The following is a 14032-nucleotide window of genomic DNA, read 5'->3' as shown; positions in this document are numbered from 1 at the left end:
CCGTGCCGGCTTAGAGGCCGGTCGCGGCGGTTTGATACCGCTGGTAGTGGCCGTACCAAGTCCGGTAATCCGCGTAGGAAACGCAGCCGTTATTGTCGTAATCCGCTTCGCGGTTGAACGTCTGCCGGCTCGCGCATTGGCCGATTTGCGCCTTGGCCGCGGCGGCATCGGTGCTGTCCACATCGCCGTCGCTGTCCAGGTCGCCGGCCACGAATAATTGCATCAACAAGGGGTCGTGGTCGGACGAGCGATAGGCGTCGGCGGCGTAAAAGTCGGCGATCTGCCCGGCCGATTTGAACTCCTCGTTGTAATCCAGCGCCCTCGGCTCGTCGGCGTTGATGTGCCACTCCGAGACGGCCTTGACTTGCGGCGCTAGAGCGGTATTTGCCAAGGCGTGATCCAGATAGCCGGAAGCGCCGTCGAACACGTAGCTGTAGGCGGCGTGATTGCCGACCAGATTCTCCAGCAGATTGCGATAGCCGGCCGATTTTAGGGCGCTGATCGGATCTTCCTCCGCGTAGCTGTTCAAGTCGCCGACGATCAACGCGTTGGCGGAGCCGGCATGGGTGGGGTCGGTGGCGAGCCACTGGGTCAGCACCTGGGCGGCGGCGGTGCGAGTCAGATTGCAATTGCCTTGGCCATCGCCGGTATCCGGGTCGTTGACATCGTCGCAAGCCGATCCCTTGGATTTCAGGTGGTTGACCGCGACGGTCAGCAACTTGTTGGAGGTTTTGTCGCGGAAAGTCTGGGCGATGGTCGGCCGGTTCTTGGTATCGATAAATGCCGGGTCGAAGGCTGAGCTCAGAATGGCCGCCGGACCGATCGGAGAGGCCTTGGCCGGTTTGTAAATCAGACCCACGGCGATTTCGTCGCTGCCCACCGGCGAGACGCCCGGGTTGATATAGGCATAGGTGCCGGGGCCGGCGGCTTGATTTAGCCCGGCCACCAGGTCGGCGATCGCGCTGTTGGCGGCGTAGCCGTCGTTCTCGATTTCCATCAGGCCGATCACATCGGCGTTTAGGCGAGTCAGGGCCGCGACGATTTTGGCGCGTTGCTTGGCGAATTCGGCCGGGCTGTCGGCGCCGCGCGCGGTTGGGAAGCCGCCGCCGTTGCCGTCGCCGTTGAAATAATTCAAGACATTGAAGCTGGCGACGGTCAAGGATGTGCGTCGGTCCGGCGTGGGCGCCTGGTCGCGCGGGTTGTCCGCATTCAGCGTCAATGTTTGAGTCGGTTGCAAACGGTAGGCGCCGAAGTCGTACGCCAAGATCCCGGTCGCGCCGCTTACGCTGTCGCCGACCCTTAAAGTATTGGCGGCACTCAGACCGGCCGGCTCGGGGTAAATCACGGGATCGGGATTTTGCAGATTGGCGCCGTCGTCAACCAGCAGTTGATTGGCCAGGTTTTGCGCGGCGATGGCCAGGGCCGGCGCGCCGGGCTCGGCGGCTTGGGTCGGCGTTGGCAGACGGCCGCCCGACGAGAGTAGGAATTCGCCGTAGCGAGCCAGATTGTAGTTTTCGGTGACGGTCAGGGTTTGCGGCAGGGTTACCAGCATGCCTTCTCGGCTTTCCTGCCGGTTGTCCGGGCCGAACGGCAACTCGACCGCGACGGCGGCCGGCAGCGCCTGTCCGCTGGCGCAGACTTGCGGCGGCGAGACGTTTTCCAGCCGAGTCATGCCGTAGGTTTCGGCGACGTTGCCGGAAATGCGTACCCGGTCACCGACATGGATCGATGCGGACGCCGCTATGAACAGGCCTTCCGAACTGGTTGGATCGGCGTCGGTCTCGCCGTCGGCTTGCTGGACGAAGAAGCCGTTCAGTTTGGCGCCGCCGCTGAAATCGGCGGTGACGATGGCCTCTATCGTCTGGCGTGTGCCAACCAACGGACTGTCGATGTCGTTACCTTGGATCGCGCTAATCGCGGTGGCGGGATCGCCGCATTTGTCGGTCGAGTCCGGCGGCGCGGCGGCAAAGCTTTGACCAGCGTTGACGGCGCCGAAGTTGTCGTCGGATGCGCTAGCCCAAAGGAAGTCTTCGTAAACCTGACCGCTACCCTGCAATTGCAGCGAAAACCCCACCGGCGTGGCGCTGGACTCGGACACGCCGATGTCGGTGCCGGCTTGGCCGGCGGCCGGTCCGCCAACCGCGTTGAACGTGCCTTCGTAGCTTAAAAATTGTACGGCGACCTGATTGGCATCGACCAAAGCGATCCCATCCGGCGCGCCGTTTTGAATGCCATCGGTCGGAAAGCCGAAACTCAAGGTTCCGAAGCCGCTGCCCGATTGGTCGGCGATGACGCCGCTTAACGTCGCGGTTCGGTAATTGGCGCCGCCGTTGCCGTTGTAGAGCACCAACGACCAACCGCTAAGGTCGGTACCGGCCGGGCCGGCGATTTCAACGGCTTCGCCGCTGTCGGTGCCGGTGTTATCGTAATGGATTTCGTTGATGAATACCGGCGTGGCGGCTTGAGCGCCGCCGAATAAGCCCAGCGCGGCCAGCGTGGTCAGCGCCGGTTTGAAGAGGGGTCGTCTTCTGAACATGGTCGGAGTATCTCGGAAAAAAATGTAGACGCGAACGGGCGCTTGGCCCGGCTAGGCCCGACCCGGTCTGAAGCCCGGCCGAGCCGAGCCGCGCGGGTGCTTGAGCCGGCGATCATTTTGGCGTTAAAACGCCGACACTGGGTTAAGGATGCGTGACGGTTTGCTGAAGATTACGTGAAATGTAATACAGGCTTGGGTCAATGTTTGGACCCTCGCCGCGATCGCGGTCGGCCCGCCCGGCGGGATTATTGCCAGCCGGCCAGGATGTGTTGATAGAAAGCGGGGTCCTCGACTGTCGCGCCGTGCCTGCCGACCAGCGCGGACGCGAAATCCTGCGCGCGGCGTAGCGTTAGCGGTAAGGGCCAAGTGGAGGCGATGCCGTGCAGCAGCACGGCGGCGAAGGCGTCGCCGGCGCCGACCGTGTCCGCGACTTCGAGCCGGGCGTTCGGGGTGACGCCGAGTAGTTCGCCGTCGGGCGTCAGAGCTAGCGCGCCTTCTTCGCCGCAGGTGACGAAAATGCCTTGCAAATCGAATTCTCGAACGATCAGGCGCATTTTGTCGGCGATATCCTGAGTGCCGGGGAAGAGTTGGGCCAGCTCGGCGTCGTTCAGTTTCAGCCAATCGGCGCCGGCGATCAAATCGAAAATGCGGCCGGGTTGCCACCACGGTGCGCGCAAATTCACGTCTAAAAACACCGGCCCGCGCCAGGCGCTCGCTAGATCGGTCCACGTATGGCCCGAAACCTCGCCGCGTAGCGCCAAACTGCCATGATAGAGCAGGCCGTCGCCGGTCCCCGGCTGGACAGGCTGGATAAAGTCGTAAGCTTGGCGGTCGAGAATTTGGTAATCGGGTTGGTCGTCGGTTATGCTGACCGCCACGGTGCCGGTCGGCCGACTCGGGTCGATTTGCAGGTCGGACGGGTCCATATCCCAGCGGGTCATCGCGGCCAGGATGTCGTTGCCCGCCGCGTCGCCGCCGACCCGGCTGATAAAGCGGGGCCGGTCGCCGAAGGCTTGCAGATGCCAAGCGACGTTGAACGGCGCACCGCCCAGTACCCGGCTGCCGTCGGGGAAACAGTCGAACAACACTTCGCCGAATAACGTAATTTGGGCTTTATTCATTGGTTGAATCGCGGATGGTGGTACAAGTCACTTACGATAGTCAAAGCCGGCGAAATTGCCAACGTATTTGCGCCGAGTGGTCGTTTTGGGGCGAGGGTGCGCAGGGTTTGCGCCAATTTGGTGCGTTAGTCGGCCGCGTTGGGCCGTCCGGACCGGTTCGCCATCGTTTGACCGGGTTGGCATGTGGATTGCTGTAAGGAGCCTATGAAGCCACTGAATTATTTCGACGAAATGCGGACACCCGACGGCAGCGTGCGGGCGCTCTATCAACCCTTTGCGGACTGGTTGGACGGCATCGATCAGGCCCAGCTGATGCAAAAGTCCCGAGAGGCGGAGATGTTGTTCCGCCGGGTTGGCATCACCTTCAACGTCTATGGCGACGAGGCCGGCGCCGAGCGGCTGATTCCGTTCGATGTCGTGCCGAGGATTCTGGCGGCCAGCGAATGGCGGCAATTGGCCGACGGCGCGATTCAGCGGGTGAGGGCCTTGAACGCGTTTCTGAACGATCTCTACCACGACCGGGAAATCGTCAAGGCCGGCATTGTGCCCGCCGCCATGCTGGAAAACGAAATGTACCGCCCGGAGATGCAGGGCGTCGCGGCGCCGGGTGGTATCTACGCGCACATCGCCGGCATCGATATTGTGCGAACCGGCGAGAATCAATTCTACGTGCTCGAGGACAACTTGCGGACGCCGTCCGGCGTGTCCTACATGTTGGAGAACCGCAAAATGATGATGCGCTTGTTCCCGGAATTATTCCGTCGCTATGCGGTGGCGCCGGTCGAGCATTATCCGCAAGTGCTGTTGAACAATCTGCGAGCGGTGGCTCAGCCCGGCGTGCAAGATCCGACGGTGGTGTTGCTGACGCCGGGCGCCTACAACAGCGCCTATTTCGAACATGCGTTTCTGGCGCAGCAAATGGGTATCGAACTGGTCGAGGGCCAGGACTTGTTTGTCGAGGACGATCTGGTGTATATGCGCACCACCGACGGTCCCAAGCAGGTCGATGTGATTTACCGTCGTATCGACGACGACTTCATCGATCCTAAAGCCTTCCGGCCGGATTCGCTATTGGGCGTGCCGGGTATCGTCGAAGCCTATCGCAACGGCGGCGTGACGTTGGCCAACGCGATCGGTACCGGCGTTGCCGACGACAAGGCCACGTATACCTATGTCCCGGACATGGTTCGGTTCTATCTGGGCGAGGAACCGATCCTGTCCAACGTGCCGACCTACAAATTGGCGGAAGCAGACGACCGCAAGTACGTGTTGGAGCACCTGGACGAATTGGTGGTCAAGGAAGTACAGGGTTCCGGCGGTTACGGCATGTTGGTCGGTCCGACCGCTTCCAAGCAGCAAATTCTGGAGTTTCGTGATCGCATTCTGGCCGATCCGGATAATTACATTGCCCAGCCGACCCTGGCGCTGTCGACCTGCCCGACCCTGGTCGAAGCCGGCGTGGCGCCGCGCCACGTGGATCTACGGCCCTTCGTGCTGTCCGGCAAGACCGTGACCTTGGTACCCGGCGGTTTGTGCCGGGTCGCGATGCGGGAAGGGTCGCTAGTCGTGAATTCCTCGCAGGGTGGTGGGACCAAGGACACTTGGGTGTTGAACGAGGACAAACCATGCTGAGCCGCACCGCCGACCATTTGTACTGGATGGCGCGCTACATCGAGCGCGCCGAGAACATGGCCAGGGTCCTGGATGTCACCTACCGGATGTCGCTGGTCGCCAACAGTCCTTACGACGAAGCCGCGCGCTGGAAACCGCCGGTGCTGATCGCCGACGATATCGAGGTATTCGAACGCGATTACGGGACCTATACCGCCGCCAACGTGATTCGCTACATGGCGCTGGACGAACGCAATCCGTCCAGCATCGTCAGCGCGCTGGGCGCGGCGCGCGAGAACGCCCGCGCCGTGCGGGTCGCGATGTCTTCGGAAATGTGGGAAACCGTCAATGCGTTGTGGATAGAGCTAAGGCAACGCATCCGCGGTGGCTTGCCCGAAGCCGAAATCGGCGAGTTCTGCGATTGGGTCAAGTCCCGTTCGCACTTGTTTCGCGGCGTTACCTTCGGCACGATGTTGCGTGACGACGGTTACAAATTCGTGAGGATCGGTAGTTTCGTCGAACGGGCCGACAACACCGCGCGGCTGCTGGACGCCAAATTTCAACTGTTGTTGCCCGACGCCGATCAAACCACCGAAGTCGATTATTACGAATGGAGCTCCTTGCTGCGGTCGGTATCGGCGTTCGAGGCTTACCAGAAAGTGTTCCGCGATACGCTGGAGCCCTGGAAAGTCGCAGAATTGCTGGTGTTGCGCGACGACATGCCGCGTTCGCTACACGCCTGCTACGACGAATTGGCGCCGATCCTGGAACAGTTGTGCGGCCGGCGCGGTCGAGAATGTCTGCGCTTGGCCGGCGAAAACCACGCACGCCTGCATTTCGGCCGGATGAGCGACATCGTTCGCACCGGTTTGCACGCGTTTCTACAAGATTTCATCGTCCGCAACAATGCGTTGGGCGTCGAGATACAGCGTACCTTTCTGAACGGTCCGTCCTGAAAAACGCCCCTAAAAACGTCCCTAGCGGCAAGACCGGTTCGGTTAATGGATAGTTACACTCACGAGGAAATTGGATGATCAATTCACTGATCCACCCCAGGCACGGCGACAAAGCCAATTCCGCCTGGTTCGACGAATTTCTGGTCAAACTGTTGGAAAACCGCGACCGCACCGGCCTGACCGAGATGATCCGCGAGATCGACGCGATGATGATTACCGTCGAGCCGGGTTGTTCGGCCGCCTATGTCAGCGAACTGGCGCTGATGACGCCGTACCATTATTTGGTGACCTTGGAAACCGAATCGCATTGGACCCATATTTTGCGTATCGACATGAATTCGCCGGATCTGCTGGTCCGCGAAGTGCGCGATGCGGGGCGCGGCGATATTTTTCGGGCCTTGAACGAGGTCTACCCGATCGGCGCCCACAAACCCAATTCGCGCTACATGGGCGAAGTGTTTCGGGTCAGCAACCTGCACGAGGTGGTCGAACAGCAAAAGTCGCGGGAGATTCGCTTCTTTAACCAGGACCAGATCCGTAAGCTGGGTTTGCCCGGCAACATGGCCATCGTCAAGCCCTCGCCATACACCCACAATATCGTCGGCTACTGGGAACGGCCGCCCGAAGATCTGCGAGTCTACGCATTAGGTAACAGTATCATTCGCGACGACGTCAATCGCGGCTATCTGGAAGCCAAGGAAATGCAGGCCGAGCTGGGTCTGGAGCGGCTGATTCAGCCCATCGACCATCTGGCGACTCGGGTATACAGCCAGAATCGCGAAGTGGCAATCCTGGAGTATCTGACCTTGTCTAGTTACTTCTATTGGGGTTCTTACGATATCGCCAACCAGAACTCGTCGACCAACGTCACCAAAAGCATACACTATGCCGAGGAGAGTTTTAGTCCGGCCAAGGTGTTTACCGCCGCCAATCAACCCTATTTCGTCAATCATTTGGTCGGTCTGCCTTCGCCAACCGAAAATTTCGTCCGCAATTACGGGCCGCGCCTACATCACGTGGCGCTCGGCGTCGCCGACGGCGATACCGGCGGCCGGGCCAACATCGACTACGTGGTCGATGCGATTCGCGCCAAGGGCAAGGACTTTTTGCTCGACGTGATCGGCTCGCGCGAGGAAGGCTTGAAGCAGATTTTTTCCAGCGCCTCGGAACACTCGTCTCTGATTGTCGAATACGTGCAGCGCTTCGGCGATTTCGACGGCTTTTTCACCAAACAAAACGTCGCCGAGCTGACCCATGCCGCCGGCGTCGAGGAAAATCTGCGGCTGCTGCAAGCGGAAAGCGAAGCCGCCAACCCAGTGGTAACTCCATGAGCATCAAAGTCGCGATCAATCACAAGACCTGTTACCGCTACGACCAATCGATACAGCTCAGTCCGCACGTACTGCGGCTGCGGCCGGCCGCGCATTCGCGGACGCCGATCAGCGCCTATTCGCTGACCATCAAGCCGGACAAGCACTTCATTAACTGGCAACAAGACCCGTTCGGCAACTACCTGGCCAGACTGGTGTTCCCGGAAAAAACTCGCGAATTCTCGATCGAAGTCGATCTGATCGCCGAAATGACGGTGATCAATCCGTTCGACTTTTTCCTGGAGGAATACGCCGAAAAATACCCGTTCGGCTATCCCGAACAATTGGCCAAGGAATTGGCGCCGTATTTGGAAGTCAAGGACGACGGTCCGTTGTTGGGCAAATTTCTGAAAACCTTGGATCGGCGCGAACGCGGCGTCGTCGATTTTCTGGTCGATATCAATCAAGCCGTGCACAAGGCTGTGACGTATTCGATCCGGATGGAACCCGGCGTGCAGACCTGCGAGGAAACCCTGGAGCGTAAAGTAGGTTCTTGTCGGGATTCGGGCTGGCTGTTGGTGCAGGTGTTGCGGCATATGGGATTGGCGGCGCGCTTTGTGTCCGGTTATCTGGTGCAGTTGACCGCCGACGTCAAGGCGCTGGACGGACCGTCCGGCACCGAAGAAGACTTCACCGATCTGCACGCCTGGACCGAGGTGTACATCCCCGGCGCCGGCTGGATCGGTCTGGATCCGACCTCCGGCCTATTTGCCGGCGAGGGCCATATTCCGCTGGCCTGTACCGCCGACTACGTCAGCGCGGCGCCGGTCAGCGGCGGCTTCATCGGCAAGGCGGAAACGTCGTTCGAGTTTTCCAACCGGGTCAGCCGTATCTACGAAGACCCGCGCGTGACCAAACCCTATACCGACCGGCAATGGGAGGAGATCGATCTGCTCGGTGAAAAGGTCGATGCCGAATTGAGTCTCGGCGACGTCCGCTTGACGATGGGCGGCGAACCGACCTTCGTGTCCATCGACAACATGGACGCGCCGGAATGGAACACCGCCGCCGACGGTCCCGAGAAGCGCAAGCTGGCCGGCAAACTGCTCCGGCGTTTGCGCGAGGTATTCGCACCGGGGGGCATGTTATATTTCGGGCAGGGCAAATGGTATCCGGGCGAACCGTTGCCGCGCTGGCAAATGGCCTGCTTCTGGCGTAAGGACGGTGTGCCGGTATGGAAAAATCCGGCGCTGTTCGCCGATGAAACCAAGGACTACGGTTACGGTCGCGAGCAGGCCGACGCTTTTATCCGCGAATTGGCGAAACGCTTGGGTCTGCGCGGCGATTGCATCCTGCCGGGTTACGAAGATCCGTTGTACTACCTGCTGCACGAAGGATTGTTGCCGGAGAATATCGATTTCAGCCATGCCGATTTGAAGGACGATCTGGAGCGGCAACGCTTGGTCAAGGTGTTGTCCAACGATCTGGGCGCGCCGGCCGGTTACGCGTTGCCGTTGTACTGGGATTACCGCGCCGGTGTATGGTGCAGCAGTCCCTGGCGGTTCAGACGTGGCGACATGTTTCTGGTGCCTGGCGATTCGGCGATGGGTCTGCGTTTGCCGTTGAATAGTCTGCCTTGGGTGGCGGCGGCCGATCGCGATCCGTTGATCGAACGCAGCTTGTACGACGCGGTGCCGCCGCTCGGCGACATCGATTCCGAAGTCAGCCGCCGCTACAGCAAGACGGTCAAACAAGATCCGCTGCACCCGAACGAAATGGCGTCGGCCGACGACCGCGCTCCGCACGCCGGCGGCTGGACGCCGCACACCGCATTAACGGTTGAAGCTCGCGAGGGCCGGCTCTATGTGTTCCTGCCGCCGACCCAGGAGCTTGAGCATTATCTGGATATCGTTGCCTCGGTCGAAGCCGCCGCCGCCGCGCTGAAAATGCCGGTCGTTATCGAGGGCTACCAACCGCCGCACGATTTGCGCTTGTTGCGCTTGCCGGTAACCCCCGATCCGGGTGTCATCGAGGTCAATATTCATCCGGCCGCCAATTGGAAGGAACTGGTGTTCAACACCACTTCGCTTTACGAACAAGCTCGGCTGACTCGGCTCGGCACTGAAAAATTCATGCTGGACGGCCGTCACACCGGCACCGGCGGCGGTAATCACGTCACGTTGGGCGGGATCACGCCGGTGGACAGCCCGATGTTGCGCCGGCCGGATTTGCTGCGCAGCTTGATTACCTATTGGCAACATCATCCATCGCTGTCCTATTTGTTTTCCGGCTTGTTCCTAGGTCCGACCAGCCAGGCTCCTCGGGTTGACGAGGCCCGCAACGACAGCTTGTACGAGCTGGAGATCGCCTTCCAGCAAATGCCGGACGGCGAGGTGATGGCCCCGTGGCTGGTCGATCGCCTGCTGCGCAATCTGCTGGTCGATATGACCGGCAACACCCACCGTAGCGAGTTCTGTATCGATAAACTCTACGCGCCGGGCGCCGACGCCGGCCGCTTGGGTCTGCTGGAGCTGCGCGCCTTCGAAATGCCGCCGCATGCCCGGATGAGCTTGATGCAAATGTTGCTGCTGAGAACGCTGGTGGCCTGGTTTTGGCGTCAACCCTACAAAAAGCCGCTGGTGCGTTGGGGTACCCAATTGCACGACCGCTTTATGTTGCCGCATTTCGTGGCGGCCGACATTCAGGATGTGGTGCGCGATTTGCAAAGCGCCGGCTATGAGTTCAAGGCCGAATGGTTTGCGCCGTTTTTGGAGTTTCGTTTCCCGCGCATCGGCACGCTACGCGTCGGCGACTTGCATCTGGAATTGCATCAGGCCATCGAACCCTGGCACGTGCTGGGCGAGGAAATCACCAGTACCGGCACGGCCCGCTACGTCGATTCGTCGGTCGAGCGCTTGCAAGTCACGCTGAGCGGCACGATGGGCGACCGCTACGCATTGACTTGCAACGGTCGCTTGGTGCCGCTACGCGCCACCGGCAAGCAAAGCGAGATGGTGGCCGGTATCCGCTATCGCGCCTGGAATCCACCGTCGGCGCTGCATCCGACGATAGGGGTGCAAGCACCGCTGGTGTTCGACTTGATCGATACCTGGAACGGCCGGTCTATCGGCGGTTGCACCTATCACGTCAGCCATCCGGGTGGGCGCAGTTACGAGACCTTGCCGGTCAACGCCTACGAAGCCGAGGGGCGCCGGGTCAGCCGTTTCTGGCAACACGGCCATACGCCCAGCGTCGCGCCTTTCGACGTGCCGGCGGAGGATATCAACAAAGACTTTCCGTTTACGTTGGATTTGCGCTGGCAAGCCAGATAATCGGTTTTCTCATGCCCGCGCCGAATGGCCGCGGGTTAGGGAAATCCGGTGGCTGGATCGGCCGACCGGCGCGCCTCGGTGGTCGTGACGCGATTGCCGTCTTGAATCGGGCGCGAAATGGTGCTGTTGAGTTTCGAGCTTCGCGTTATCCCAGCGCTCTGCCCGGCTAAATCTTGAAACGTTGCGCGGTCTGGCGCATCGCGGTAGCAATGCCGGCCAGATTACGCGACAGCTTGGCGGTTTGTTCGGCCACATCGCTGTTTTCGTCGCTCATTCGGGCGATCTGCTCGACATGCACCGCGATTTGCTGGCTGGCTTCACCCTGCTCGCGGATCGCCCTGGAAATCGCATTGGCTTCGGCTTCGCTATCTTGGGTGCGTTCGGTGATCAATTTCACCGAATTTCCCGCGCCGTCGGCGACGGCGACGCCGGTTTCCACTAACTCGACCGCTTCGGTCATTCGGGCCGCGGCATCCTTGACGCCGGCTTGAATGGCGGTGATTTTGACGCCGATGTCGCGGGTTGCCACCGCGGTACGCTCGGCCAGCTTACGAACTTCGTCGGCCACCACCGCGAAACCGCGGCCTTGTTCGCCGGCTCGCGCCGCCTCGATCGCGGCATTCAACGCCAGCAAATTGGTTTGTTCGGCGACGTCGCGGATGACTCGAATAATTCCGGAAATTTCCTCGGAGGCGGCGCCCAGATGTTGGACCGACATCGAAGTCTGTTCGATGCGTGTGGCGATTTCCCGCATCTGCCGGATCGAATCGGCAATGACAGCGCCGCCGCTGCGGGCGGCATCGCCGGACTGGTGGGCCAGGTCGAAAGCGCGAGCGGCGTTCTCCGCCACTTGATTGATGCTAACCGTCAACTCCTCGACCGTCGCGGCCATGCTGGCGGCGGCTTCCGACTGGCGTTCCGAGCTTTGCGAGGCCAGATCGGCGGTCGTCAGCAGCCGTTCGGCATTGCTGGCGTTGTCGGCGATACCGTTCAGCAGATCGCGTAGCGCCGCTTGTATCGCGGCGGCGACCCGATTCACCGCGTCGGCGGTTTCGCCGATTTCGTCGTGCTTGTCGACGTTGGCTCGCAACGAAAAATCCAGGCGCTCGGCGATTGCCGTCGTCGTCGTATCGATATGTCTGAGCCGAGGCACGATGGCTTTGAACAACCAGGCGTTCAAGCCGATGGCGGTCAGCAACACGGCCAACGTGACGGCGACGGTCAGCGTTTGGCTGGACTCGGTCAGCGTATTGGCGTCTTGCTCGGCCTTGTCGGCATTGGCTAGACTGGCTTCGACCAAGACGTCTATCGTCGGCAGCAACTCGCGAAACGCGGAGCGGCCGGCGCCGCGAAAATAACTCAGCGCCGACTCGTATTCGCCTGCTTTGATCAAGGCTTCGAATTGCTGGTGGCTTTGCAGATAGGCTTGCAATTTATCCCGGTAGAGCCGGTGGCGGGCGATTTCGTCGGCGCCGGTCAGCAGCGGTAGCAAGGCTTGTTCGTGACTTTGCAAGTCGGCCGAATTTTTGTTCATCCGGTTTAGCGTTTCGGCAATCTCGTCGGCGGAGCGGGTCAGCAGCAGCTGGGTTTCCCGGTTGCGGTAGTCGATCAGCGCCGACTTCATCGCCTCGGTGTGGCGGATCTGCGGCAACAAAACATGGTGAGTATGTTCCAGCGTGTCGGCAATACGATTCAGCCCGACCATGCCGATACCGCCGACCACGGCGGTTAATAGGAATACCGCGACGAACGCGAAGATGAGTTTTTGCGAGATGCGCATGCCGTCTGTCCTTGGCTGAACGGAAAAAATGAGAGCTTGGCCCGCTTGGCTGGACCGGAGATCATAAGTTTAGCCAAGTTTGACGGCGGCGAAGCAATGAGGACGTCGAGGAGGGCACTTCCCGTTGTGTCGGGAATCAACTCGGGTGGCGTTTAGGCCGTCGCTTTTGCCGCCAGCGGATGAAGCCGGTGACAAACAGCGTTGGACACGCCAAACCGGTGAGAAACACCAATATCCGCCCGGTCATCCCGAAGGCCTGACCGGAATGCAGCGGCCATTGCCAATGGGTGAAGATTTCCCCGGCCGTAGCGGTCGGCAGGCTGGGGTCGTCCAGATCCAGAATCTTACCGCTGTAACGGTCGATCACCGTGCAGCGGCGTTCCAATAGGCTACCGGGCGCATCGACGCCGTCCTGGCAAACCGTGTAAGTCTGGTTTGGATTCGGCGCGCCGTAAATCCAGTGCGGCCGGCCTGTTGGGTATTGTTTCAATGCGATCGCCACCGCTTCGTCCATGCCGATGGCCGGCGCATCCGGCTTGGGCGCCGCGGATTGAAACCAATAGCGGTAGGTTACCGGCGAAAACAGCTCCAGCACTGGCACCACGTTATGCGGCAGCACCATATATATCCCGGAAAATAACACCGGCACCATCACCAGCAAGGTGTAAAAGCCGCTGATTTTATGCAGATCGTAATTGAAGCGTACTTTGCCGGCTTTGGCTTTAAACGTCAGTGCTTGCCGCCATTTGCCGGTCAGCGGCCACCAGACGATCAGGCCGGTCAAGGTCGAAATAATCAGCAGTGCTGCCGAGATGCCGACGATCACCGTACTGATGTCCTCGGACGGAATCAGCAGAGCGTAATGTAGTTCGAACATCAGGCCGATAAAGGTGTTGGGTTGCCAGTTGTCGGATCGGCCTTGCAGTAGTTTGCCGGTGACTCGCGCCGTGTAAGGGTCGACCGCCACCAGCCAGCGTTCAACGGCTCCGGCGTTTGGAAAGGCAAAGTTCAATTTGAACGCTGCCTCCGCGTTGCGCGGATAAGTGGCGAAGGTATGCTTCGCGGTTGACGGCATCGCTTGCCGGCCAACCTCGAAAATTTCCGCCAAGGGTCGATATTCGGCATGCTCCGGTGGTTGCACCGTTAACATCTCGGTGTGCAACCATTCGTCGATTTCCGCATGAAACACCAGAATACTGCCGGTGATGCCGTAAATCGACAGCAAAAACCCCAAGGTCAAACCCAACCAGAGATGGGCAGTCAGCCAGCGTTGGCGCCGAGCTTTCAAACGAGTCAGGCGTTGGCTTGGAGTATGGCGAAGAGGTATCGTCGCTAACTTATCGGCTTTGATGTCCATGGTTTTAGTCGAAAACAAATTTGGTCGTG

General features: G+C 60.3%; 8 protein-coding genes. 4 read left to right on the top strand and 4 right to left on the bottom strand.

Annotated features, from left to right (window positions below; all coding sequences use genetic code 11):
- Positions 1-10 precede the first annotated feature (10 nt).
- Together ACP4CD_RS11590 and ACP4CD_RS11585 are read right to left on the bottom strand one after the other, a co-directional pair.
- The gene (locus ACP4CD_RS11590) at positions 11-2536 is read right to left on the bottom strand and encodes an ExeM/NucH family extracellular endonuclease (RefSeq protein WP_426994639.1); all 2526 of its coding nucleotides are present in this window, start codon (positions 2534-2536) and stop codon (positions 11-13) included.
- Between the two features lie 245 nt (positions 2537-2781).
- Positions 2782-3657 carry a carbohydrate kinase family protein gene (locus tag ACP4CD_RS11585; RefSeq protein ID WP_313728799.1) on the bottom strand — a complete coding sequence of 292 codons (876 nt, stop codon included), beginning with the start codon at positions 3655-3657 and terminating at the stop codon, positions 2782-2784.
- Positions 3658-3861: 204 nt separating this feature from the next.
- Here ACP4CD_RS11585 and ACP4CD_RS11580 point away from each other — a divergent pair, with 204 nt between their 5' ends.
- The 4 genes from ACP4CD_RS11580 (at position 3862) to ACP4CD_RS11565 (ending at position 10866) form a co-directional block, all read left to right on the top strand.
- Positions 3862-5289 carry a circularly permuted type 2 ATP-grasp protein gene (locus ACP4CD_RS11580; RefSeq protein ID WP_071154853.1) on the top strand — a complete coding sequence of 476 codons (1428 nt, stop codon included), beginning with the start codon at positions 3862-3864 and terminating at the stop codon, positions 5287-5289.
- Entirely contained in the window at positions 5283-6224 is a 942-nt protein-coding gene (locus ACP4CD_RS11575) for an alpha-E domain-containing protein (protein WP_071154854.1), read from the top strand. Before ACP4CD_RS11580 ends, ACP4CD_RS11575 begins: the two co-directional genes overlap by 7 nt.
- Before the next feature lie 74 nt (positions 6225-6298).
- Positions 6299-7555 carry a hypothetical protein gene (locus ACP4CD_RS11570; RefSeq protein ID WP_064024574.1) on the top strand — a complete coding sequence of 419 codons (1257 nt, stop codon included), beginning with the start codon at positions 6299-6301 and terminating at the stop codon, positions 7553-7555.
- Positions 7552-10866 (top strand): DUF2126 domain-containing protein, encoded by a 3315-nt coding sequence (locus ACP4CD_RS11565; protein WP_281022482.1) that lies wholly within the window; start codon positions 7552-7554, stop codon positions 10864-10866. The genes ACP4CD_RS11570 and ACP4CD_RS11565 overlap by 4 nt, the downstream gene beginning before the upstream one ends.
- Positions 10867-11032: 166 nt before the next feature.
- On the opposite strand, the gene ACP4CD_RS11560 is transcribed toward ACP4CD_RS11565, so the two are convergent.
- Positions 11033-12646, bottom strand: a complete 1614-nt coding sequence (locus ACP4CD_RS11560; protein WP_426994638.1) for a methyl-accepting chemotaxis protein — start codon at positions 12644-12646, stop codon at positions 11033-11035.
- Positions 12647-12782: 136 nt separating this feature from the next.
- Positions 12783-14003, bottom strand: a complete 1221-nt coding sequence (locus ACP4CD_RS11555) for a PepSY-associated TM helix domain-containing protein (RefSeq protein ID WP_426994637.1) — start codon at positions 14001-14003, stop codon at positions 12783-12785.
- Positions 14004-14032 lie beyond the last annotated feature (29 nt).

The sequence above is a fragment of the Methylomonas stagni genome (assembly GCF_050154735.1).
Taxonomy (GTDB): Bacteria; Pseudomonadota; Gammaproteobacteria; order Methylococcales; family Methylomonadaceae; genus Methylomonas; species Methylomonas koyamae_A.
This window is presented reverse-complemented; position numbering and strand designations above follow the sequence as displayed.